Origin of the sequence: Methylotenera oryzisoli, assembly GCF_004661485.1 — a bacterium.
Lineage (GTDB): Bacteria > Pseudomonadota > Gammaproteobacteria > Burkholderiales > Methylophilaceae > Methylotenera > Methylotenera oryzisoli.
The window spans coordinates 66571-92420 of the sequence record NZ_PQVH01000016.1 but is presented as its reverse complement, the minus strand read 5'-3'; the positions used below and the strand labels follow the sequence as shown (position 1 = coordinate 92420).

Sequence of the window (25850 nt, the reverse complement as noted above, 5' to 3'; positions counted from 1 at the left end):
TTACGTCTGTACGTTGCGTCAGCAACAGCTGTGGGCGGGTTGCGGCGCTGGATATGACACTTTTCTCTATGCTTCCTTCTTTTAAGCTAGGGTGCCATCCATCGGGCTTTGTTTAGGGAGGTGGTAGAGTGTAGGTATTCCGTGTGGGCTATAGATTAATGTAATAAATGCTGAAGTAAGCCTGAATTAAGCACGTGACTGGCGAAAAAATGCTGTTCCATTGGCATTTCTATCAGCTCAGATGTGCATTTGCTGCCGTTTGTACCTGGTATTACATTTTCATTTTTATGCTATTTAACATGTGGCTAAGTTCAGTTCCTAATAAACTCTCATTGCCAGTATTGAATAGAATCAGCTTGCGCAAGTTTGTCATGCTATCTAAATCAATATGCAAGGACTCTAGTCCGATTAGGCAACCTTCATGGTGAACAACCTTGCCTTGCATGGTAATCTTTTCACCATTGCCAAGTGTAAGTGTCATAAGACAGCTACGCAGTTGTATAAAGGCTGAGATAGGTCTGTCAGTTTCAACCAATGCGCCTTTGAGTGATATATCAAGTAAATGTGCAGTTTGAATATCTTCTAATAGGCGAATGTTGAGCTCAACAGTGGCATCAAAATGAATGCGTGAATAGTGTCTGGATTCATTAATATGCATACGCAATCCCCCAAAGTCACATACATGAAAAAAGAGTGGCTACAGCTTTACATATATTATTAATATACGCTTATCGAAGATTTAAAGCACATACCTGATGCATTTTTCCATTATTAAGTTTGCTTTCACTCTTAAGTAATGATGTATTTCAGCTTTAAATTTAAAGTAAGGACTGTGTGTTTGTGTACTAGCCTCCTTTGCGCTTTAATTGACTGGTTTGTGTCATTACGAACGGTCTCAGTCTGATTGTTTGTAAGAATAACTGTTGTGTTAGTTTGTTTAGCGCTGTTTCAAGTAAAAATTGACGTTAGCACTTGTGGTTGATTGATTCAACTTTTGCTTTGTATTGAATGTGTGCTTAATATTAGTAAATCAATATTGTTTTCAAATGCGCATGAAATGATTTTTTCTCTTATTTTGATGATTTTTGGCGGATGATAGCTACACTTTTTAGTATTTTAACGAAGATTAGTTAGCTCATAACTCTTATAGTAAATGTTGTGATTATGTATAAGATACATGTGCAAAATGCTTAAAAAACGCGACTAAACTTGACCAAAACCACTAAAAAAGCCACACTACTGTTTTATAAAAAATTAAATTACAACGCATTTTGAATGCGCGGTATTTCAGACACGCTGTATTTGTTTTTGCTTTATTAGTCGATTGATGATTACACCTGCGAGCGTAGGTGCAATACGGTTAAGTAAGTAGGCAACTACGGCTCACGGAGCTACAACTGAATGTCATTGAACACACCTTTGAATAATCCAGATATTGATAGTCAAGAAACTCAAGAGTGGCTTGATGCTTTAATGGCCGTTATTGAAAATGAGGGCACAGAGCGTGCGCATTTCTTACTTGAGGCGATGATTGATAAAGCACGCCGTTCAGGTAGTAACTTACCTTACAAAGCGACTACAGCGTACTTAAATACGATTCCTACACATTTGCAGGCTAAATTGCCAGGCGATCCAGAAATGGAACGTAGAGTGCGTGCTTTGGTGCGCTGGAATGCGGTGATGACTGTATTGCGCGCTAATGAGAAATCGCCTGGTGTAGGTGGCCATATTGCGAGCTTCCAATCAGCTGCGACTCTTTATGATACTGGCTTTAACTACTTCTTCCGTGCGCCGAATGAAAACTTTGGCGGTGATTGCGTTTACTTCCAAGGTCACTCATCACCTGGCGTTTATGCACGTGCCTTTTTAGAGGGCCGCATTACTGAAGAGCAAATGGATAACTTCCGTCAGGAAACTGGCGGCAATGGTTTGCCTAGCTATCCACACCCTTGGTTAATGCCAGATTTTTGGCAGTTCCCGACGGTTTCTATGGGCTTAGGGCCTTTAGCTGGTATTTATCAGGCACGTTTCTTGAAATATATTCATGATCGCGGTATTGCCGATACTAGTGATCGTAAAGTGTGGGTGTTCTGTGGCGATGGCGAAATGGATGAGCCTGAATCATTGGGTGCGATTTCATTAGCGAGCCGTGAAAAATTAGATAACTTGATTTTTGTGATTAACTGTAACTTGCAGCGCTTGGATGGCCCTGTGCGCGGTAACGGCAAAATCATTCAAGAGTTGGAGTCAGATTTCCGTGGCTCTGGCTGGAACGTATTGAAAGTGGTTTGGGGTTCATATTGGGATCCTTTATTGGCGATGGATAAAGATGGCTTGCTGAAAAAACGCATGGAAGAGTGCGTGGACGGTGAGTACCAGAACTTTAAACAAAAAGGTGGCGCGTACACACGTGAGCACTTCTTTGGTAAATATCCTGAGCTGAAAGAAATGGTTGCAGCAATGAGTGACCAAGATATTTGGCGCTTAAACCGTGGTGGCCATGATCCACATAAAGTGTTTGCTGCTTACAATGCAGCGGTTAACCACAAAGGTCAGCCAACGGTTATTTTGGCTAAAACGGTTAAAGGTTATGGCATGGGTGATGCTGGTGAGGGTCAAAATACCACACACCAACAAAAAAGCATGGATATTGAATCACTTAAGAAATTCCGTGATCGCTTTGACTTGCCAATCACCGATGAACAAGTTGAGAGCTTGAGTTTTTACAAACCAGCTGAAGACTCACCTGAAATGAAATACATGGCATCACGCCGTGAAGCGATGGGTGGTTTCGTGCCACAACGCCGCCGTAAAGGTAATGAGCTTACTGTGCCTGCATTGTCTGCATTTGAAAATATGTTGACTGCTACTGGTGACCGTGAAATTTCTACTACCATGGCATTTGTGCGTATCTTATCTACGCTAGTGCGTGATAAACAGATCGGTAAGTATGTAGTGCCTATCGTGCCGGATGAGGCGCGTACTTTTGGTATGGAAGGTATGTTCCGCCAGTTAGGTATCTATGCGAGCCAAGGTCAGTTATATGAGCCACAAGACTCAGACCAAGTGATGTACTACAAAGAGTCAAAAGATGGTCAGATTCTGGAAGAGGGTATCAATGAAGCTGGTTCGTTCTCAAGCTGGTTAGCTGCTGCAACGTCATACTCCGTCACTGGCGTGCAGATGATTCCTTTCTACATTTACTACTCTATGTTTGGTTTCCAACGTGTAGGTGACTTGGCTTGGATGGCAGGTGACTCACGTGCACGTGGTTTCTTGTTAGGTGCGACAGCTGGCCGTACGACATTGAACGGCGAAGGTTTACAGCATGAAGATGGTCATAGCCATTTGATGTCTGCGACTATTCCAAATTGTATTTCTTATGACCCTACCTTCTCTTATGAGTTAGCAGTGATTATTCAAGAAGGCTTGCGCCGCATGGTACAAAATCAAGAAGATGTGTACTACTACATTACCTTGATGAATGAGAACTACAGCCATCCAGCAATGCCTGAGGGCAGTGCTGAAGGCATTCTTAAAGGCATGTATAGCTTTAGTAAGTCTAAAGCTAAGGGTGAAAAAGTACAGTTGATGGGTAGTGGTGTGATTCTGCGTGAAGTGATTGCTGCTGCTGAATTGCTCGAGCAAGATTGGGGTATCTCTGCTGATGTTTGGAGCGTACCTAGCTTCACCGAACTGCGTCGTGAAGGTTTGGAGTGTGACCGCTGGAATATGCTGAACCCAGAAAAACCGCAAAAAGTGAGCTATGTTGCTGCTAGCTTAAAAGATGCGAAGGGGCCTGTGATTGCTTCTACTGACTACATGAAGAGCTTTGCTGAACAGATTCAACGTTTTGTACCAAATAAATTTGTAGCACTTGGTACGGATGGTTTTGGTCGTTCAGATAGCCGTGAAGCATTACGTGACTTCTTTGAAGTGAATCGTTACTACGTAGTTGTTGCTGCGTTAAAAGCGTTAAGCGATGAAGGTAAATTGCCAGTTGCTAAAGTGGCTGAAGCCGTTAAAAAATACAGTTTGGATGCTAACAAGCCAAACCCAACGACAGTTTAAGGATAAGCATAGATGGCAGTTCAAGATATTTTTGTCCCGGATATCGGTAATTTCGATAGTGTGGATGTAATTGAAGTATTAATTAAAGCTGGCGACGTGATTGCTAAAGATGACTCGTTGATTACGGTCGAGTCAGACAAAGCTTCTATGGATATTCCTGCGCCATTCGCTGGTGTGGTGAAAGAGGTCAAAATTAAGGTGGGTGATAAGGCGGCCCAAGGTACATTGTTAATCACAATGGACGTGAGTGATGCAGCGCCTGCTGCTGAGACCAAACCTGTTGCGGCACCTGCAGTTGTTGAAGCGCCCAAAGCGGTGATCCCTGAGCCAACTAGGCCTGCACCAGAGCCACCAAAACCAGTGCAGCCAGCACAGCAGCCAGCTCCTGTGGCTGAAAGCATTGTTGTTGCCTCTGGTAAGCTTTCACATGCGAGCCCATCAATCCGTAAGTTTGCGCGTGAGTTGGGCGTGAACTTGGCATTAGTGACAGGAACTGGTGCTAAAAATCGTATTTTGCAAAGCGATGTACAAGCCTATGTAAAAGGTGAACTGGCAAAACCGCGTACCGAGAACATGGCGGCTGGCGTTAATGGGTTGGCTACATTGCCAATGCCAGTCATTGACTTTAGTAAGTTTGGTGCGATTGAGACCAAGTCTTTATCACGTATTAAGAAACTATCTGGCGCAAACCTGCACCGTAACTGGGTCACTGCACCGCATGTGACACAGTTTGATGAGGCAGATATTACGGATCTGGAAGACTTCCGTAAGTCTATGCAGGCCGATGCTGAGAAGCGTGGCGTGAAACTGACGATGTTGGCATTTTTAATTAAAGCCTCAGTCAATGCATTAAAAGCTTATCCTAATTTCAATGCTTCACTTTCTCCTGATGGTGATAACTTGATATTGAAAAACTATTTCAATATTGGTTTTGCGTGCGACACACCAGATGGTTTGGTCGTGCCGGTAGTGCGTGATGTGCATCAAAAAGATGTGCTGGATATTGCCCGTGATTTGATGGATTTATCTGCAAAAGCACGTGAACGCAAGCTAAAGGTGGAGGAAATGCAGGGTGGTTGCTTCACCATTTCAAGTCTTGGTGGCATTGGCGGTACGATGTTTACCCCAATCATCAATTGTCCTGAGGTGGCTATTTTGGGTGTTTCACGCTCATCTATGCAACCTGTGTACAACAAGGATACCAATGGTTTTGAGCCACGCTTGATTTTACCGATGTCATTGTCATATGACCATCGCGTGATTGATGGTGCTGATGGTGCACGTTTCACTAGCCATATGCGCATGATGTTAAGTGATGTGCGTAGGTTATTGCTCTAAATGACCGAGTGTTTGAGTATGCCTTGCGATTGCTAAATTAACTAGCCTGTCTTTAGGTATTACCTACGAAGGACTGATTTCTGTAGATGCAGAATCAGTCCTTTTTTATTTTTATGATGGTGATATTGATCGAAAACACGTTTACGTGCTCTAGATTGGCTGTGAGGGTTTACGAGTTTTTTACCTTTAAAGTAGTTTGAAATTTAATTTATTGCTTTACGATTATCTACATGGGGATATAGACTAAAACAAAAGTAAATTTTAGATGTTGTAATACTGTATTTAAATGACTGATACCATGGTCGTTTGTGGCTACTTATCATGGTTGTATGATTTCTCAATGGATGTGCATTCTTAGTAATGAACTGGTAAGCGAGAGGGTAATATGGAGTGGTTAGGTCAGACATTAGGAGGGCAGTCACTGCTGCTTCCTCACGGCTACTGCCTCACATGGAATCCATCCTTGTTATGGACAATGGTGATTTCAGATGCAGTGATTGCACTATCTTACTTTTCAATTCCTTTTGCATTGTGGTACTTTGCCAAAAAACGCCCCGATATTCCATACCGATGGTTAATGGTTGTTTTTGGGATGTTTATTGTCGCTTGCGGTGTCACGCATATTTTTGACATTGTCAATATATGGCAGCCTTCATACTGGGCGAGCGCATATGCCAAAGCTTTTACCGGAATTATTTCTTTTGCTACAGCTATCGCACTTTGGTGCATTATGCCTTTAGCGCTTAAAGCGCCTTCTGCGCAAAACTTAAAAGTACTTAATCAAGAGTTAGCACGCTCACACGCTGAGTTGGAAAGTCGCGTGCAGCAGAGAACTGCTGAGCTCACTTCTGCCTTAAATCAAAGCCATCGGTTGAGTGAAGCTTTGGATCATATTCCGGCTTTTGTTTACATTAAGGATACTAGCGGTAAGTATATTTATGCGAATCGGATGACGTTAGACTTTTTTAAGTGCTCGGCTGATGATTTGTTGCAGATAGATGAGAGCAAATATTTTTCTGCAAAGACACTTAGCCGAATTAAAGAGGTTGAAAAAAGAGTGCTGGAGGGTGGTGAGGATACTCGCGAAGAGATAGAGGCAATTACGGCTGATGATAAAAAACATACTTTCTTACAAATAAAAACCCCCATTTATGAGAGTGCGGTGGGTCGCAATATTGGGGGCTTATGTGGCATTTCTACAGATATCACTGACCTTAAGAATGCAGAAATATCTTTGCGTATTGCGGCGACTGCGTTTGAATCCTCAGATGGAATGTTAATCACAGATGCCGATTGTGCGATTCTTCAGGTTAATCCTGCCTTTACTGCAATCACTGGCTATTCTGCAGAGGATGTCGTTGGTAAAAATCCTAATATATTAAGCTCTGGTCGGCATGACCGACTATTTTATCAGGCGCTTTGGGATAGGGTGAACACCACGGGCACATGGTGCGGTGAGATATGGAATCGACGCAAAAACGGCGAAATTTATCCAGAACGTATCACTATCTCTGAAGTGAAAGATAACGATGGTAAGGTCACCAACTACGTTTCTGTGTTTACCGATATTAGCGAGAGTAAGGCATCATCCGAGCAAATTGAGCACTTGGCATTTTATGACCCACTCACTAACTTGCCTAACCGTTTGCTGCTGCTTGATCGCGTGCGTCAGGCATTTTCTTCGAGTAACCGCACCGGCAAAAAGGGCGCGTTGTTATTTGTGGATTTGGATCACTTCAAAGTGCTCAACGATACCTTGGGACACAGCACCGGTGACTTACTCTTGAAACTGCAAGCCGAAAGGTTGAGTCATTGTGTGCGTGCAGGTGATACGGTGGCGCGTTTTGGTGGTGACGAGTTTGTTGTGGTGCTTGAGGATCTGGACCGAAATGCGACGGAGGCTGCCGCGATTGCCGAGCAAATTGGCAATAAAATACTAGCTACCTTACATGAGCCATGCCAGTTTGGTACGCACCAATATCAAAGTACCTCCAGCATCGGTATTACCTTATTTAATGGTGATGAACATGAGATTGAGGATTTGCTGAAACAAGCAGATATTTCTATGTATCAAGCGAAAAAGGCTGGTAGAAATACACTGCGCTTCTTTGACCCTGCTATGCAGGAAAAACTGAGTGTGCGGGCAAGTTTGGAAAGTGAGTTGAGATACGCAATTGAGAAGCATCAACTAGCACTTTATTATCAAGTACAAGTTGATGATAACCATCGATTAATAGGGGCTGAAGCTTTAATCCGTTGGATACACCCTGAGCGCGGTATTGTATCGCCAGTAGATTTTATTCCGATTGCAGAGGAAAGCTCGTTAATTCTAGATGTGGGACATTGGGTGATTGATACCGCATGTTTGCAATTAGCCGAGTGGGCAAAAAGCGCGGAGAAGAAGCATTTAATGATTGCTGTGAATGTGAGTGCACATCAGTTTAGAGCGTTGGATTTTGTGCAATCTGTTCACCAGGCTATTGATCTGCATAAGATTGATGCATCTCGGTTGAAGTTGGAATTGACCGAGAGTGTAATCTTGGAAGATGTTGATGAGGTGATCGCCAAGATGCATGCGCTCAAAGCACTGGGTGTCAGGTTGTCATTAGATGACTTTGGTACGGGTTACTCTTCGCTTTCTTATCTGAAAAAGCTGCCGCTTGATCAAGTGAAGATTGATCAGAGCTTTGTGCGAGATTTGGCATATGACCCTAACGACGCAATCATGGTGAAAACGATTATTGATTTGGCGAATAACTTCCGTATTAATGTCATTGCAGAAGGCGTAGAAACTGAGCTTGAGTTGGAGATTTTGAAAGATTATGGATGCAGGCTTTATCAGGGCTATTTATTTGGTAAACCTGTTCCTATCGAGAAACTGCAGTTTTCTGCTATTTAAGCGTTTTTACAGCTGGCCTTAACACGTACTCAATTGCACGTAGGATGATTAGCAGATGCAATTGAATACACGCTAATTGGCTAATTGAGTGTTAGCCATCTCTCCTTTTGTTTGGGTTGGTTGCCCGTTATCGACACAAGTTGGTTTCGATTTTGCTGTATCGCAGCAAGGTTATTGCACGTTAGTAGGCGATAAAATGAGAGGTTTGATGTTAAAATTGCAACAAATAACCAAAGTTTACAAAGGGTGTGCATGAGTAATTTAGTTGAAGTATTGGTGCCGGATATCGGTAACTTTGATAGTGTTGATGTGATTGAAGTGCTGGTTAAAGCTGGTGACACAATCGCTAAAGAAGATTCTTTGATTACTGTAGAATCTGATAAAGCGTCTATGGATATTCCATCTTCACATGCTGGTGTAGTAAAAGAAATTAACATTAAAGTCGGCGATAAAGTCGCTAAAGGGTCGCTAATCTTGTCAGTTGAGGCGGTTGAAGCAGATGTGCAGCAAACTGCTGCACCAGTTGTTAAAGCTGAAGCGCCAGCACCTGCGGTGGCTCCAGCGGCAGCACCAAGTGCAGCGCCAGTTGCAGTGAGTGGTAGTGATATCAATACACAGGTTGTCGTGCTAGGCAGTGGCCCAGGCGGCTACACCGCAGCTTTCCGCGCGGCAGACTTAGGTAAGCAAGTGGTATTAATTGAACGTTACGCGACATTAGGCGGTGTTTGTCTGAATGTAGGCTGCATTCCATCTAAAGCGCTGCTGCATACTGCAAAAGTGATTACTGAGGCAGAAGAATCTAGCCATCATGGTGTGAAATTTGGTGCGCCTCAAGTAGATTTAGAGCAACTGCGTAATTGGAAAGCCAACGATGTGGTTGGTAAGCTCACTGGTGGTCTTGCTGCAATGGCGAAGCAACGTAACGTGACTGTGGTACAAGGCGTAGGCAAGTTTACCAGCGCAAACCAAATTGCCGTGACGGCCGCAGATGGCAAAGTGACCACAGTAGGTTTTGAAAATGCGATTATTGCGGCAGGTTCACAAGCAACTAAATTCCCGGGCGTTGACGCGGATGAGCGCATTATGGATTCAACAGGTGCCTTGGCATTAGCCGATGTGCCTAAACGTATGCTTGTGATTGGTGGCGGCATTATCGGCCTGGAGATGGGTACTGTATACGATGCGTTAGGTACCAAAGTGAGTGTGGTTGAGTTTACCGATGGCTTGGTTCAAGGTTGTGACCGTGATTTAGTGCGCCCATTACAAAAACGTATGGAAAAACGTTTTGAAGCGATTATGCTCAATACCAAAGTGGCGAAAATGGAGCCTAAGGCAGATGGTATTCATGTCAGCTTTGAAGGTGTGAATGGCAATGAGGATGCACCGAAAGGTGTTGAAGTGTATGACCGTGTGCTGGTGTCGATTGGTCGCCGTCCGAATGGTAAAAACATAGGGGCAGAAAATGCAGGGGTGGCCGTGGATGATTATGGCTTTATCAACGTGGATAAGCAAATGCGCACCAACGTGCCGCACATTTTTGCGATTGGTGACATTGTAGGCCAGCCTATGTTGGCGCACAAAGCAACCCATGAAGCTAAAGTAGCGGCTGAAGTAATTGCAGGTGAAAAAGTAGAGTTTGTTGCATCCGTGATTCCATCTGTTGCCTATACCGACCCTGAAGTAGCATGGGTGGGCGTAACCGAGACTGAAGCTAAGGCAAAAGGTATCGCCATTGAAAAGGCAAGTTTCCCATGGGCGGCGAGTGGTCGTGCATTATCTATCGCACGTACTGAGGGTGCTACCAAGCTGATTTTTGATAAAGAAAGCCATCGTTTGATTGGTGCTGGTATTGTTGGCGTGAATGCTGGTGAGTTATTAGCCGAGGCAGTGTTGGCAATTGAAATGGGTGCAGATGCACATGATTTAGGCTTAACTATCCATGCTCACCCTACTTTATCTGAAACCGTGTGTTTTGCGGCAGAGATGAAAGAGGGCACAATTACCGATTTGTATATCAAAAAGCGCTAAGGTATTAAACGCTAATATATTCAATATTAGCGTGTTAAGTTTTTCTCTTAATTGTTTCAACGCCTAACTAGCCTGTCATATCGATATGACAGGCTAGTTTTAATTCAAGATGACCGTGCCAATGATGGCATGTACGGTAATATACTTTTAGGTGGCGGAGTTGGTGCCATGTTAGACCATCATAATGGCAATGCTTACAGCTACCCAGATTGGATTAGAGTGATCATGGGCGATAATTTGGTGTTTGATCGTAAGAATAATGAAAAAGGTCAGTTGATGCTTGGTAGCCCATCTGCCTCAGTAGTGCCTAACGATAAAAAAACCTTAGTAGAAAATGTCCTAAATTACCTACCATGACCAACACACCTTACGCAGCAACTGTTAGCGACGTTTTTTTAAGTGAGCTGAAATCAGTTTTACCAAAAGATAGAGTCTATACCGACCCTGTAGATTGTTATGCCTATGCTTACGACAACTCTCGTAATTATCATAGCCCTGTCGCTGTTGTTTTTCCGCTCACCATAGAGGAAGTGCAAAGCATCATCTTGCTTTGTAATGCTCATAAAGTGCCTGTAGTGCCGCGCGGACGTGGGACAGGCACAGCAGGCGGTAGTGTGCCTGAAATGGGCGGTGTTGCGCTGTCATTAGAGCGCATGGATAAAATTATTAGTATCGATCCAGATAATCGGATGGCGATTGTTGAGCCGGGCGTATTGAACCAGGTGCTGCAAGATGAGATTAAACCAGTAGGTTTCTTTTGGCCGCCAGATCCTTCAAGCGCTGCTTATTGCAGCATAGGCGGTAATCTAGCTACCTGTGCCGCCGGCCCGCACGCGGTAAAGTACGGTGTGGCACGTGACCATATTCTTGGCTTAAAAGCTGTCACTGGCAAGGGCGAAATTATTAAAACCGGCTGTTACACCAGTAAGGGCGTAGTGGGCTACGACCTAACGCGCTTGTTGGTGGGGTCTGAGGGTACATTGGCTGTCATTTGTGAGGCCACCTTGAAGCTAACGCCTTTGCCTAAATTTACAGGCGGCATTACTGCCGAGTTTGTAGACACGGAAAGTTGCGCCAAAGCAATTGCTGCCATTATGGCGCAGCCCTATACCCCTAGTGCTTTAGAGTTTTTAGATAACGGTGCGCTCACCTTGATTCGAAGCCGCCATCAAAACTTATTACCTGAAAATGCACGCGCTTATTTGATGATTGAAGTTGATGGTTCGCAACAAGAGATTGCTGAAGCCACTGATGCTATTTTGCAGGCATGTCAGGTCACTGGGCTAATTGAAGCAAAGCCAGCGCATGACACTAAAGCATTGTGGGCTGCGCGTAAGGCATTGTCACCGTTACTGAAAGATATTGCCCCTAAGAAGATTAATGAAGATATTGCTGTGCCGGTTTCTCATTTACCGGCATTACTGACTGGCCTAGAGCAGCTTGCGGCACAGCACCAAATCTCAAACGTGAATTTTGGCCATGCGGGTAATGGCAATATTCACGTGAACTTACTGGTGAATCCAGATAATGCTGATGAAATGAAGCGTGCCTATCAGTGTTTAGATGAGGTATTTAGTCTGGTGCTGTCGCTACAGGGTACCTTGTCTGGTGAGCATGGCGTGGGTATGGCAAAGCGCCCGTTTGTGCCACGCGAGATTGATGCAACAACCATTGGCGTGATGAAGTCGCTTAAGCTGACTTTTGATCCGAACAATGTGCTAAATCCGGGTAAGCTGTTCCCTGCATAAGTTGCTAATCCACAAGCGGTATGACTGCTAGGTAGAGATAAGCTTAAGTCGCGTTGCAGCTAACTTCTTTAAGCTCAGCTGCGGGAAAGTTTGGTTTCAGTTTTTTGATCTCTGCTACTTCATTTTCAGTCAAGTTTTTGAGTAGCAGGCTGGAGTAACTTTTGCCTTGGTTGCGTAAAGATTTTTCTACGTTTTTAATCCCTTTGGCTTGTAGCTCTTTTTGTAAGTGAATGGCCAACTGCTCATCACTAAAAATACCAAATGAAATTGCATTTTTCCATTTAGGTTCCTGCACTACAAATACGTCGGTAATCCCCTGCGCCTTATACTCAGCGGCTCTTTTGAGCGCCTCTGCCGTTGTTTTAAATGGCGGCCTATATACCCAAAATCGCTTAGACTCCAGCACGGGTTGCTCTTTTATTGTGGCTTGTAGTGAAAGCTTGCCTAGCTCACCTTGTGCATTGGCGAGGTTGGCATCAGAAAACACACTCCATTCAAAGCAAACGTCGGCCACTGGCAAAGGCTTAACTTCGGCTACTATCTGTTCTTTCTTGCTCAGCGCATCAATTTGCTGCTGAGATAATACTTTGATTTTTTCCGGTGAGATTTCTGCCTGTTGCGTTGGGGCTGGCTTGGGTAAGACTACGTCACGATTGAAATAGCCAAATAACCCAATATTAATGAATGCGAATAGCCAAAAAAGGTATTTCATGACAATGTGCTTTGTGATGTTGCGTTAAAAACAGGCTGGGCCAGTAGATACAAGCCTTGCAATACTAAATTATCTGCGATGGTAACAGTTTTTTGGCTGTGTTGAATCATGCTGTATGCTGAATCTTGTTGCAGAAGCGCTTGCTCTATCACGCCAGCATTGCCACCGCTAATAATGAGTTTTGGCATCGTGCTCAATTGCTCAGTTGCTTGCAGCATCTGTGTAATCGCCCCTAAAGTGGCATGAATTGCTCCACTAAAGATAGCATCGCTCGTGGTGTTGGCAAATGGCTTGATAACGGCTTGTTGGTTGAGCTGAGCTGCGGTTTTGGGTAACTGCGCGGTGGCTGTCCCTAAGCTAGTTTGCATGAGGTCTATACCGGGCAATATCATGCCACCAATAAACTCGCCGTAACTGCGGCCTTTATCTTCTCGGTGAATAATAGCGTCTATGGTGGTAGCAGTGCCAGCGTTAACTACCACGCAGGTTGCATGATGTAAGTGCCATGCCGCGATCAGCGCTGCCCAGCGATCCGTACCTAGTGATGTCGGTGTTGTGTAGTTGTTGATAACCCCAGCAGCTTGCTTGCTGGCGGTGACCCAAGTGATGGCGGCTGAATATGGTGTGATGCTTTGTTGCAGCTGCTCGGCATGTTGCGCCCCGGCAACATTGGAAATCATAATTTGAGTACAGTTGAGCGTATCTGGCAGCAGCTTGGCGGTGGCAATCTCCGCGTTTAAGCAGGCATCCTGATGGCAGATATTCCCGCTTGCATCAAACAATGCCCATTTGGTTTTTGTATTGCCGGCGTCGATTGTTAGTACCATTTTTACGCACACAGATGCGACGATATGTCACATTCCAGTAAATTTTTCAAAGCGTATAATTCGCGCAGTTCACCAATAAGGGCGCGGTTATGAAGCAATTTGCATTAAAGAAAAAATCGATTATTCAGGCTATTCTAACACCAACTGTTTTTGTACCCAGTGTTTTAACATCTTGCTTTCTTGTTGTTTCTCCAATGACCGCGCATGCTGAGCATTTAGATTTGCCTAGTGTAGATGTTGTTGCTCAGAGATTAGCAAATAAACAAGCTGATTCAGTCAATACGAGCGACACAGCTTCTTTGTTATTAAATGAACCTAGTGTCAGTTTGTATCGTGCGGGTGGCGTTTCTAGTTTACCGGTGATTCACGGCTTAGCCGATGACCGTATTCGCATTAAAGTAGATGGCATGGATTTAATTTCCAGTTGTGCCAATCATATGAACCCAGCGCTTTCCTACATTGATCCTGCAAATGTGGCTGCAATAGAAGTGTTGGCAGGGATTACACCCGTGAGTATGGGGGGAGATAGTATTGCTGGCACGATTAAAGTAGATTCTAAAGCACCTGAATTTGCAGAGGCTGGTCATGGTTTGTTAGTGGAAGGCAAAATAAACACTTTTTACCGCAGTAATAACAATGCACGTGGCGTCAATATTTCTACTAGTGTGGCTAATGAACAAATGTATATGCGCTACACCGGATCAACGGTTGAGGCCAATAATTATAAAGCGGGTGGCAAGTTTAAACCTGCTGGTCAATCTGCTGTGTTAAGAGGTTGGCTAGGTGGTGATGAAGTCGGTTCTACAGCTTATGAGTCACGTAATCATGCTTTAGCTTTTGGCCTGCAACATGAAAATCACTTGCTTGAGTTTAAATTAGGTTTGCAGGACATTCCGTATCAAGGTTTTGTGAATCAGCGTATGGACATGACAGGTAACGAAAGCGAGCAATACAACTTAAGTTACAAAGGAAAATATGATTGGGGTAAGTTAGAAGCGCGTACCTACCATGAAAGAACGCGCCACAGTATGCAGTTTGGTAAAGATAAACAGTATTGGTACGGAAGTGGTGCAATGGGTGCTGCCCCATATGATGTTCCAGGTATGCCGATGGATACTGAGGGTAGAACGACAGGATTCGTGTTGAAAGGTGATATCAATCTTTCGCAGCGTGATACCTTGCGCGTGGGTACTGAGTTCCAACGTTATCGCTTAGATGACTGGTGGGATCCATCTCAAAGCCCATCAACCGTGGGTACGAATACCATGATGGGCCCCAATGCCTTTTGGAACATTAATCATGGGCAGCGCGATCGTTATGATGCGTTTGCCGAGTGGGATGCAAAATGGAATGCGCAGTGGTTTTCTCAATTAGGGCTGCGCAGTAGTATCGTGAAGATGGATGCAGGTAGGGTACAAGGTTATAACAATGCAGGCGGCATGATGGGCTATGCTGATCCAACCAACCCAGCAACGATACCAGGTGCATTCAATGCAGCAGATCGCTCAAAAACCGATAACAATATTGATGTCACCGCTTTAACTCGCTTTACACCAGATGCCGAGAAAACCTTTGAGGCCGGATATGCCATGAAAACCCGCTCACCAAATGTGTACGAGCGTTTTGCTTGGTCAAACACTAACACCATGGTGATGAATATGAACAATCTCTATGGTGATGGTAATGGTTATGTGGGGAATCTAAACTTAAAACCAGAAATTGCGCATAAGGTCAGTGTTTCAGGGCATTGGCACGATGCTGGTCAGCAACATTGGTATTTAAAAGTAACACCACACTTCACCTATGTAGATGGTTATATTGATGCAGTAGCATGTGTGCAAGTAGGTAAAACTTGCGCAACAAGAACCGACGGCTTTATGAATTTAAGTTTAGATAATCAATCTGCACGGATATATGGCCTTGATGTATCAGGAAAGATGCTCCTAGCACAAAATACAGGGATGGGTAGATTTGATGCGACCGCTAACTTAAGCTATCTCCGCGGTAAAAATAACACCAGTGATGATAACTTGTATAACATCATGCCGTTGAACGCTAAGCTGGCATTAGAGCATCAGTTCGGTCAGTGGTCTAACAAAATTCAAGCAAAAATCGTGGATAGTAAAAACGAAGTGCAAGCGGTGCGTAAAGAGTTTAAAACTGCTGGCTACACTTTGTTTGATTTTTATACCAGTTACGAGTGGAAGCAGGCACGCCTGGATTTAGGGGTGGAAAATATCTTCGATAAACTTTACTTTGATCCACTAGGCGGCGCGTATTTGGGTCAGGGTGCGACCATGGGCAAAACGGTGACACGCGGTTTATCTGTACCAGGGATGGGGCGCTCAATTAATGTGGGTTTAACGCTGAAATATTAAGCCGCATATATATTCAGAATGTATATATGTTGCGTGGTAGAGATAATGCCTAATTCTCATAGGCGCGGCTGGAGAGTGAAGTATTATCACGCCACACAGTTAACGTGTACTACGTAAGCTGATTTCACCAGACATAAACTTCTGCAATCCATTTGCGGTTTCTACAATCAAGGTGCCATTGTCACTAATCGCTTGTACGATACCAGCCACTTCGCTACCGTCAGGCATCAGCATGCGAACTGGCTGTTGATGGTAGGCGTGATGTGCGGTCCATTCCTCACGTAGTGCATCAAAGCCAGATTGTTCAAAAGTTGATAACACATCGACCATATGCTTAAGCAGCGTTGCCATTAGAGCATTGGGGTTAACGCTAGCTGCGGTGGCGCGGTTGAGGTCAGTCACTGGCTGGTCAATTTTTTGCAGCAGGTGTTCAGGCAGGTGCAGGTTGATGCCTACGCCAATTACCGCCGTGCTAGGGCCTTCCATATCACCTTGCAGTTCAATCAGTATGCCAGCCAGTTTTTGCTGGTTGAGCAGGATGTCATTTGGCCATTTGAGCTGGGCTGCAGTGGCGCCTACTTCATGGAGGCCGCGGATGAGTGCCACACCAACGGCTAAACTTAAGCCGGATAGGGCGGCGGCGCCACACTGAAAGCGCCATAAGACTGAAAAGGTCAAACTCGCCCCAAGGCTGGCTTGCCACTTGCGGCCACGTCGGCCACGGCCGTTGGTTTGCAGGTTAGCAATCACGCAGGTGCCGTGCGTTTTTTCGCTCATGTTTTGCATCAAGTAGCTATTGGTGGAGTTGATTGTGTCAAACACCTCTACATTAAGCCATGCAAGTTGCTGGCTCATATTGCTGGTAATGGCTTGTTTATCTAATAGCGTGAGCGCGTGCGCTAATTTATAGCCGCGCCCACGCACTGAAAAAATCTCAACACCTAAGCTTTCTGCATATTGCAATGCGTTCCATACCGTGGCGCGGCTCACGTTAAAATGCTGAGCAATGGCCTCGCCAGAGTGAAACTTGCCATCCGCAAGGAGTTTTAATATGGGGAAAGTCAGGCTGTTTGTCATGGCTTAAGTTTAGCATAGGCATGTGGTTAAGCCTCGTTTGGCTATATCTAACGCTGATTTATTCAAAAATTCATTAAGATTAATCTGCTATCAGTGGTTTCAATTGATGCGCATCGAATCAATTTCTACACGTACACATACAAGTAAGTAAGCTGGTGTAAAATAACGGCAACTTAAATTGAATTTGTTGCTATGTCATCTGAAAAAACACCAATCCCTGCTGCTTCTAATTTTATCCGTGCGATTATCGAGAAAGACCTCTCACAAAATAAATATGTCACCAAAAAATGGGCAGGTAGCCCAGGCGATGCTGCGCATCAAGACACAGGTATTGTAGATACAGCTAAAATTCGCACGCGCTTTCCGCCAGAGCCTAATGGCTACTTGCACATTGGGCATGCTAAATCTATTTTCTTAAACTTCGGTTTGGCGCGTGACTTTGATGGGATATGCCATTTGCGCTTTGATGACACCAACCCAGAAAAAGAAAGCCAAGAGTACGTAGATAGCATTTCAGATGCTGTGAAATGGTTAGGCTTTGGTTGGGATAACGCCAACGAAACCAATCTGTATTTTGCCAGCAACTACTTTGATTTTATGTACCGCGCGGCTGAAAGCCTGATTGAGAACGGCCATGCCTATGTAGACGAGCAAAGCGCAGATGAAATGCGTATTAACCGCGGTACGCTGACCGAGGCAGGTAAAGATTCACCTTTCCGTAACCGTACCGTTGCTGAAAACTTAGCACGTTTCCGTGAAATGCGTGATGGCAAACATGCCGATGGCAGCATGGTGCTACGCGCTAAAATCGACATGGCATCGCCTAACATTAATATGCGCGACCCAGCGATTTACCGTGTACGTCGTGCGCACCACCACAACACTGGTGACCAATGGTGCATTTACCCAATGTACACCTTTGCTCACCCGATTGAAGATGCATTAGAGCGCATTACGCACTCTATCTGCACGCTTGAATTTGAAGACCAACGCCCATTTTATGATTGGTTGCTACTAAGGTTAGCTGAGGGCGGCTTGTTGGCGGAACCGCTACCAAAACAATATGAATTTGCACGTTTAAACCTCACTTACGTGGTGCTTTCAAAACGTAAATTGATTCAATTGGTAGAAGAAAAACACGTGAGCGGCTGGGACGACCCACGCTTACCAACCATTGCCGGTGCGCGCCGCCGTGGCTACACCGCCGCTGGTTTCAAACTATTTACTGACCGCATTGGCGTGAGCAAAGCTGATTCTTGGATCGAATACAGCATCCTTGAAGACTGCATGCGCGAAGTGCTCAATACAGATGCAGAGCGCCGTATTGCCGTGCTAGACCCAATCAAGCTGGTGATTGATAACTACCCACTAGATTCTGATGGTAAGTCCCAAAGCGAAGACTGCTTTGCCCCTAACCACCCACTCAAGCCAGAGCTGGGTAAACGTACCGTGCAACTCAGCAAAGAGCTGTGGATAGAGCGCGAAGACTTTATGGAAACGCCAAGCAAAGGCTTTTTCCGCTTAACACCAGAAGGCATGGTGCGCCTGCGCTACGGCTATGTCGTGAAATGCACAGGCTGCGAAAAAGATGCAGATGGCAACGTGACCGTAGTGCATTGCGAATACCTGCCAGACACTAAATCCGGCACACCGGGCTCAGATAGCGTAAAAGTCAAAGGCAATATCCACTGGGTAAGCGTAGCGCATGCTTATGAAGCAGAAGTGCGCTTATATGACCGCTTATTTAAAGAAGCACACCCCGGCGAAGGCGATAAAGACTTTTTAGACGATATTAACCAAAACTCAGTGCAAGTGATTACTACACAACTTGAGCTAAGCTTAAAAGATGCTAAACCTGAAGAGAGTTTCCAGTTTGAACGCCACGGTTATTTTGTGGCGGATAGAAAAGACAGCGTGGCAGGTAAGCCGGTGTTTAATAGAACGGTTACGTTGAAAGATGCTTGGCAGAAATAAACGTAATCTGATGCTAGATTCTTGAAAAGAGAAGCGTTGACTAAATATCATATCTTTGGTGATGAAAGTATTGCTGGCAACATTATTGTGTACGCGCTGGTAATTGCACCTGTTGAATCTATTGAACAGGTGGAGTTTGCTTTATCTAAAATAAAAGAAGAATTTGGTGGCTCAAGCTCTAGCCGAATTCACTGCAAAGAGCTTTTGCATAAAGATGCGCGAAAATATACTGATTGGGCTCATCTTAGTAATGAAAAAGCATGGGAGCTTGTGCTTAGTGTAAAAGATAATCTTGCAAACTTAGGGTTGCTGACAAGGGTGGGGTACGTAGAAAGAAGTGATTTGTCACCTTACATTCATGGTGTAGGGGGCATTGATGAAATGAATCTGACTAATGAAAAGCAACTTATCCCATTTGCTTTCTATACCGCAACTGCACAGGTCGCAATGGATGCAGAATATGCAGGGGTGTGCAAGTTATGGATTGACCCGAACAAGGACATGGTTAATTGGTTCAATGCTAGAGCCCAAGTCGGAAGACTTTTACATTTAAATCACTTGGACCTGAGTAGACGGTCGATAGATACAGTAATGACGCCGGAAAATTTGGTATCTAAGGAAAAGCCACTTTTGTTAGATTTGGCGGATATTCTTGCTTATACCTCATCCAAGGTATTAAGTGGCGCATCAAAAGTTACGAAATACAAAAGCGATCGCTCTGCGGAGCTGGTATATAAAACAATGAACCCTCAAGTTGCAAAATTCAGACAGGCTAACTCGGAGGAGGCGATAGAGGGGCTGTTGGAAAAATTCTCGATAAATATTAAAAGATAAAACTTAGCCAAATAATGATTCAATCCATGGAACTTAGTAAAGCCTACCGCATCCTAAATCACGGCCCAACCGTGCTTGTAACCACAGCCCATGGTAACCAATGCAACATCATGGCCGCCGCATGGAATATGCCGTTAGATTTTGACCCGCCTAAAATCGCGATTGTGATTGATAAAAGCACCTATACCCGTGAATTGATAGAGGCTTCTGGCAGTTTCGCCATTAACGTGCCGTGTCGCGCTCAGGCGGAGATGGTGGTGCGGGTGGGTTCTAGCTCTGGACGTGAGTTATTAGGAAAAGAAGCAGATAATAAGTTTGCCGCATTTGATTTACCGACCTTTGTCGCCAGCAAGATTGATGCGCCTTTGCTTGAGGGGTGTGTGGCATGGCTGGAGTGTAAGCTGATTCCTGAGCCACATATTCAAAATACGTATGATTTATTCTTGGCTGAGGTGGTGGCAGCGCATGCAGATGAGCGCGTCTTCTCGGATGGGCGTTGGCATTTTGAAGGCTTTGACGACTTGCGCACCATACACCATGTGGCGGGCGGTAACTTTATGGCGATAGGTGAGGCGTTTAAAGCATAAACACTAAGTACATGGGTACTTAATACATAAGTGCTTAAATATACGCACTTAAATATAAGTCAGGCTAATCAATGAAAAAACGGCGTAAACCTAAAAAGCATCTTTCTACAAAAATCGGCATGGCACCTGGCTCTCTAGTCTATGTTGGCAGTATGGATGCCGCTGCCGCAGAAGTAGCTAAGCCTGTCGTGAGCGTGGTGTTTTATGATGCCGCAGAATTGACCGAGCAAGTGTTAAGTGCCGAGGCGCTTGCCAGCTTTAAATTAAGCGACTACACCAATGCAGGCAAAAAGCTTTGGCTGAATGTGCATGGCGTGCATGATGCCGCGCTGATTAAGCAAATTGGCGATTTATTTCACCTGCACCCCTTAGTACAGGAAGATATTCTCAATACCGAGCAGCGCCCAAAAATAGACGAGTTTGATGACTATGTGTTCTTAGAAACGCGCTGCTTCAGGTACGACAAGCTTGCGATGGCGATGGATTCAGAGCAGGTGAGCTTTGTGCTAGGGCGAGATTATCTACTGACGTTTCAAGAGCGCGCTACCGGTAACTTTGAGCCTGTGCGCACACGCATGCGTGCAAGCCATGCCCATATTCGTGAGTTGGGTGTGGACTACTTGGCTTATGCCTTGCTCGATAGTATCGTGGATAAATACTTTAGCGTGCTTGAAGCGGTGGGTGATGCGAGCGAGGCGCTGGAAGAAGTGTTGCTGCACAAGCCAACCAACACCGAACTGCATGCGATTCATCAGCTTAAGCATGTAAGCATAGAGCTGCGCCGCGCGGTGTGGCCACTGCGAGAGGTGATTAACACCTTAAGCCGTAACGAAAATGATTTCTTTAAACCCACCACCATGCCGTATCTGCGTGATGTGTACGACCATACCGTCAGTTTTATTGAGTCGCTGGAATCGATTCGCGATGCATTAAGCGGCATGATGGATATTTACATGGCGAGCGTAAGCCAGCGTGTGAACTTGGAAGTCCGCGCTTTAACTGTAGTCGCCATGCTGTTTATGCCAGCAACGCTGATTGCCGGTATCTTCGGCATGAACTTTCATGAGATGCCATGGCTGGCAGATAAAGATGGCTTTTGGTGGGCAATGGGTTTGATGCTGAGTATCGCGCTGGTGATGCTGACCATCTTTTGGCGCCGGCAGTGGTTAACTAGCCAAACTTAAACTTTCTAGTCAGCCTCGGGCTTTTGAGCCAAAGCTCAGCTCTTGGTCAAACCTGATTCACTGTGAAACCCAGTCTTTCATCTGGCTTTAAACGCATGTTTAGTGTTTAGGCCAGTTTTTTCTTTGGGTATCTCACTCAAAAATATCTTGATTAATTTGCCTGACAGATTAGCGACTTAACACGCGCTAATCTGTTAAAATCTCGGTTTATTCTTGTCCTTGATATTTAGCTGAGTTTAATGAGCCAATCTAATCCAAACACACAAATGATCAGCCTGCGTGGCAGCGCTGCTTTATCACCTTTCAGAATTGAAAAAATTCAAAATAAACTGAATGAAATCTGTCCAAATATCGGGCATATTTACGCTGAGTTCTGGCATTTTGTATGGGTAGATGGTGCGTTAACAGCCCAGCAAGAAAATACGCTGAACCAGATTTTGACTTACGGCCCAAGTATGCAGGCCGAAGAGCCGAACGGCGAGTTTATTTTGGTGTTACCACGTGTGGGTACGATTTCTCCTTGGGCATCACGTGCGACGGATATCGTGCAGCACTGTGGCTTGCCGGAAGTGCAGCGCGTAGAGCGCGGTATTGCTTACTATGTGCAAACCAAGAGCGGCCAGCCTTTAACCGCTGCTGAACGCCAATTACTGTTGCCATTGATTCATGACCGCATGACCGAGAGCGTGTTTGCGAACAAGCAAGATGCTGGCAAGTTATTCCATACCGATACACCTAAGCCATTAAGCACGATTGATGTGTTGCAAGGCGGTAAAGTTGCGCTAAACCAAGCTAACAATGAAATGGGCTTGGCGTTATCACCGGATGAAGTGGATTATCTGTTTGATAACTACACGAGAATGCAACGTAACCCAACCGATGTTGAGCTGATGATGTTTGCGCAGGCTAATTCTGAGCATTGCCGTCATAAAATCTTTAATGCAGATTGGGTGATTGATGGCGAACAACAAGAGTTTTCATTGTTTGGCATGATTCGCAATACGCACAAACTTAACCCAGGTAAAACTGTGGTGGCTTATTCTGACAATGCTTCAATTGTGGCGGGTCAACAAGCCAACGAGCCTACCAAGCGTTTTTACCCGGCAGAAAATGGCGCGTACCGCTTTATTGAAGAAGATATGCACTTCTTGATGAAGGTGGAAACCCATAACCACCCAACCGCAATCTCTCCATTTGCGGGTGCCGCGACTGGTGCCGGTGGTGAAATTCGTGACGAAGGTGCAACCGGTAGCGGTTCTAAACCTAAAGCGGGTTTGACGGGCTTCTCAGTCTCTAACTTGAATATCCCTAACTTTACCCAGCCTTGGGAATCAGACGCTTACGGTAAACCTAACCGTATTGCTTCACCATTACAGATTATGGTGGATGGCCCATTAGGTGGCGCAGCTTATAACAACGAGTTTGGTCGTCCTAACATTACCGGTTATTTCCGTACTTTAGAAATTGAAGCGCCAAGCGCGAATGGCAATACTGAAGTGCGTGGTTACCACAAGCCAATTATGTTGGCGGGCGGTATTGGTAATATCTCTGCTCAACACTCTAAAAAGAACCCGATTCCACCGGGTGCGGCATTAATTCAACTAGGTGGCCCAGCGATGTTGATTGGCTTGGGCGGTGGTGCGGCTTCTAGTATGGATACCGGCAGCAACGTAGAGAACTTGGACTTTGACTCTGTGCAACGTGGCAACCCTGAGTTAGAACGTAGAGCACAAGAGGTGATTGACCGTTGCTGGCAACTAGGCGAAGACAACCCGATTTTAAGTATTCATGACGTAGGCGCGGGTGGTATTTCTAATGCGTTCCCAGAGTTGGTGAACGATGCCGGCGTGGGTGCGATATTCCAATTGCGCGATGTAAACAACGAAGAGCCAGGCATGTCGCCACGCGAGCTATGGAGCAACGAGGCGCAAGAACGCTATGTCATGGCGATTGCGCAAGAAGATTTACCGCGCTTTAAAGAGATTTGTGCGCGTGAGCGTTGTCCGTACGCAGTGGTGGGCTATGCTACAGAAGAGCGCCACTTAACCGTGGCGGATAGTCATTTTGACAACAAGCCAGTGGATATGGATTTATCTGTATTGCTAGGCAAACCACCAAAAATGACGCGTGACGTGAAAAGCGCAGCGCCAGTGCTAAAAGCATTTGACGCAAGCAAAGTAGATTTGAAAGACGCAGCAGCACGTGTGTTACGTTTACCGGGCGTAGCCGATAAAACATTCTTGATTACCATTGGCGACCGTTCTGTAACTGGTTTGGTTGCGCGTGAGCAGATGGTTGGCCCATGGCAAGTGCCAGTGGCTGACGTTGGTGTGACGTTAGCTGGCTATGAAACCTATCGTGGTGAAGCGTTTGCGATTGGTGAAAAAGCGCCATTGGCTTTAGTGAACGCACAGGCTTCTGGCCGCATGGCGATTGGTGAGTCTATCACCAATATCGCGGCGAGTTTGATTGACGACATTAGCGATTTAAAACTTTCTGCTAACTGGATGGCACCTGCTGGCCACGCTGGTGAAGATGCCGCATTATTTGCAACGGTAAAAGCAGTGGGTATGGAATTGTGTCCGCAACTGGGTGTAAGCATCCCAGTGGGTAAAGACTCGATGAGTATGAAAACCGTGTGGAATGATGACGGTGAAAACAAATCTGTGACCTCACCAATTTCATTAGTGGTGACAGCGTTTGCTGCAACGCCGGATGCGCGTAAAACTCTAACGCCACAGTTGCAAACTGGTGTTGCTTCACAGTTGATTTTGATTGATTTAGGTGCCGGTAAAAACCGTATGGGCGGCTCAAGCCTAGCGCAGGTTTATGGTGAAGTGGGCAACGTTGCGCCAGATGTGGATGACGCAAACCAACTGAAACACTTCTTCAACACGATTCAGCAGTTGAATAAATCAGGCAAAATTTTGGCTTACCATGACCGTTCTGACGGTGGCTTGTTTACCACGTTAGTTGAGATGGCCTTTGCTGGTCACTGTGGCTTGAATGCAGACTTATCTAGCCTACCTGGCAATTTGGTAGAAGCACTATACAACGAAGAGTTGGGTGCTGTGATTCAAGTGCGTGCAGAAGATACGCAAGCCGTGGTTGCCCAGTTTAACGGCTTGGCACATGTCGTGGCAGAAGTTACAGCGGCTAACCAAATTGAAATCAAGCAGCATGGTCAGGTAGTGTTTGCCGATACGCGTGTTAACTTGCATCGTATGTGGTCTGAAACGACTTACCATATGCAAAAACTGCGTGATAACCCAGTGAGCGCTCAGCAAGAGTACGACAGATTGCTGAACGATGCTGACCGTGGTTTGTTTGCAGAATTAACATTTAGCCCAAGTGAAAATATTGCTGCACCATACATTGCAACAGGTGCGCGCCCGAAAATGGCAATCTTGCGTGAGCAAGGCGTGAACGGCCATGTGGAAATGGCTGCATCGTTTGACCGTGCTGGTTTTGCCGCGTTTGACGTGCATATGAGCGATATTATTAGCGGCCGCGTTTCACTCAAAGACTTTGCGGGCGTGGTGGCTTGCGGTGGCTTCTCTTACGGCGACGTATTGGGTGCGGGTGAGGGCTGGGCTAAATCTATCTTGTTCAATGCACGTGCGCGTGATGAGTTCTCAGCGTTCTTTGATCGCCAAGATAGCTTTGCGCTTGGTGTATGTAACGGCTGCCAAATGATGAGTAACCTGCGCGAGCTGATTCCAGGTGCGGCACATTGGCCACATTTTGTGAAAAATAAATCAGAACAATTTGAAGCGCGCCTCAGCATGGTCGAGGTTTTAGCGTCTCCATCTATCTTCTTTAATGGCATGGCTGGCAGCAAAATGCCAATTGCTGTGGCACATGGTGAAGGTTTTGCGGAATTTTCTCAGCCGAATGCTGTCAATGAGCTGTTAGCACAAAAATTAGTGACGATGCGTTTCATTGACCATGCATCAACACCTACCGAGGTGTACCCATTGAATCCTAACGGCTCACCGCAAGGAGTCACTGGATTAACCAGCACGGACGGGCGTTTTAGTATTATGATGCCACATCCTGAACGTGTGATTCGCAACGTGCAGAATACATGGCAACGTTGTGATGATACTGAAGATAGTGCTTGGATCCGTATGTTCCGCAATGCAAGAAAATATATTGCTTAAATATGGGTTTGATTGCCAAGGCTCTGCTAA

At 45.3% G+C, this 25850-nt stretch carries 16 protein-coding genes; 12 read left to right on the top strand and 4 right to left on the bottom strand.

What is annotated here, in order from left to right; all coding sequences use genetic code 11:
* Window positions 1–271: 271 nt before the first annotated feature.
* The gene (locus C3Y98_RS12685) at window positions 272–658 is read right to left on the bottom strand and encodes a PilZ domain-containing protein (RefSeq protein ID WP_135279072.1); all 387 of its coding nucleotides are present in this window, start codon (window positions 656–658) and stop codon (window positions 272–274) included.
* 743 nt (window positions 659–1401) lie between these two features.
* Between C3Y98_RS12685 and aceE the strand changes: the two genes are divergently transcribed.
* The 6 genes from aceE (at window position 1402) to C3Y98_RS12655 (ending at window position 12084) form a co-directional block, all read left to right on the top strand.
* Complete coding sequence (aceE, locus tag C3Y98_RS12680) at window positions 1402–4071, top strand: pyruvate dehydrogenase (acetyl-transferring), homodimeric type (protein ID WP_135279070.1); 2670 nt, start codon at window positions 1402–1404, stop codon at window positions 4069–4071.
* Between the two features lie 12 nt (window positions 4072–4083).
* Complete coding sequence (gene aceF, locus C3Y98_RS12675) at window positions 4084–5409, top strand: dihydrolipoyllysine-residue acetyltransferase (RefSeq protein WP_135279068.1); 1326 nt, start codon at window positions 4084–4086, stop codon at window positions 5407–5409.
* A 385-nt stretch (window positions 5410–5794) separates the two neighbouring features.
* Window positions 5795–8308: a sensor domain-containing protein gene (locus C3Y98_RS12670; protein ID WP_135279066.1), complete on the top strand. Its 2514-nt coding sequence runs from the start codon at window positions 5795–5797 to the stop codon at window positions 8306–8308.
* A 252-nt stretch (window positions 8309–8560) separates the two neighbouring features.
* A complete protein-coding gene (lpdA, locus tag C3Y98_RS12665; RefSeq protein ID WP_135279064.1) occupies window positions 8561–10336 on the top strand; it encodes a dihydrolipoyl dehydrogenase in 1776 nt (591 codons plus the stop codon).
* 51 nt (window positions 10337–10387) lie between these two features.
* On the top strand, window positions 10388–10693 hold the full coding sequence (locus C3Y98_RS12660) for a hypothetical protein (protein ID WP_135279062.1): 306 nt from the start codon (window positions 10388–10390) through the stop codon (window positions 10691–10693).
* Window positions 10690–12084, top strand: a complete 1395-nt coding sequence (locus tag C3Y98_RS12655) for an FAD-binding oxidoreductase (protein WP_135279060.1) — start codon at window positions 10690–10692, stop codon at window positions 12082–12084. The genes C3Y98_RS12660 and C3Y98_RS12655 overlap by 4 nt, the downstream gene beginning before the upstream one ends.
* Window positions 12085–12127: 43 nt before the next feature.
* On the opposite strand, the gene C3Y98_RS12650 is transcribed toward C3Y98_RS12655, so the two are convergent.
* Window positions 12128–12796, bottom strand: a complete 669-nt coding sequence (locus tag C3Y98_RS12650; protein WP_135279058.1) for an SPOR domain-containing protein — start codon at window positions 12794–12796, stop codon at window positions 12128–12130.
* The gene (locus C3Y98_RS12645) at window positions 12793–13623 is read right to left on the bottom strand and encodes a type III pantothenate kinase (RefSeq protein ID WP_135279056.1); all 831 of its coding nucleotides are present in this window, start codon (window positions 13621–13623) and stop codon (window positions 12793–12795) included. Before C3Y98_RS12645 ends, C3Y98_RS12650 begins: the two co-directional genes overlap by 4 nt.
* Before the next feature lie 89 nt (window positions 13624–13712).
* On the opposite strand from C3Y98_RS12645, the gene C3Y98_RS12640 reads away from it, so the two are divergent.
* Complete coding sequence (locus tag C3Y98_RS12640; protein WP_135279054.1) at window positions 13713–16001, top strand: TonB-dependent receptor; 2289 nt, start codon at window positions 13713–13715, stop codon at window positions 15999–16001.
* Window positions 16002–16100: 99 nt separating this feature from the next.
* On the opposite strand, the gene birA is transcribed toward C3Y98_RS12640, so the two are convergent.
* Window positions 16101–17078: a bifunctional biotin--[acetyl-CoA-carboxylase] ligase/biotin operon repressor BirA gene (birA, locus tag C3Y98_RS12635; RefSeq protein WP_135279052.1), complete on the bottom strand. Its 978-nt coding sequence runs from the start codon at window positions 17076–17078 to the stop codon at window positions 16101–16103.
* Between the two features lie 192 nt (window positions 17079–17270).
* Here birA and C3Y98_RS12630 point away from each other — a divergent pair, with 192 nt between their 5' ends.
* The 5 genes from C3Y98_RS12630 to purL all read left to right on the top strand — a co-directional run bounded on the left by C3Y98_RS12630 (window position 17271) and on the right by purL (window position 25820).
* Window positions 17271–19052 carry a glutamine--tRNA ligase/YqeY domain fusion protein gene (locus tag C3Y98_RS12630; RefSeq protein WP_135279050.1) on the top strand — a complete coding sequence of 594 codons (1782 nt, stop codon included), beginning with the start codon at window positions 17271–17273 and terminating at the stop codon, window positions 19050–19052.
* A 36-nt stretch (window positions 19053–19088) separates the two neighbouring features.
* Window positions 19089–19886, top strand: coding sequence for a hypothetical protein (locus tag C3Y98_RS12625; protein WP_135279048.1), 798 nt, complete (start codon window positions 19089–19091; stop codon window positions 19884–19886).
* Between the two features lie 14 nt (window positions 19887–19900).
* Complete coding sequence (locus tag C3Y98_RS12620) at window positions 19901–20473, top strand: flavin reductase family protein (protein WP_135279046.1); 573 nt, start codon at window positions 19901–19903, stop codon at window positions 20471–20473.
* A 71-nt stretch (window positions 20474–20544) separates the two neighbouring features.
* Window positions 20545–21657: a magnesium/cobalt transporter CorA gene (gene corA / locus C3Y98_RS12615; RefSeq protein ID WP_135279044.1), complete on the top strand. Its 1113-nt coding sequence runs from the start codon at window positions 20545–20547 to the stop codon at window positions 21655–21657.
* Between the two features lie 239 nt (window positions 21658–21896).
* Window positions 21897–25820 carry a phosphoribosylformylglycinamidine synthase gene (gene purL, locus C3Y98_RS12610; RefSeq protein WP_135279042.1) on the top strand — a complete coding sequence of 1308 codons (3924 nt, stop codon included), beginning with the start codon at window positions 21897–21899 and terminating at the stop codon, window positions 25818–25820.
* The last annotated feature ends 30 nt before the right edge of the window (window positions 25821–25850 follow it).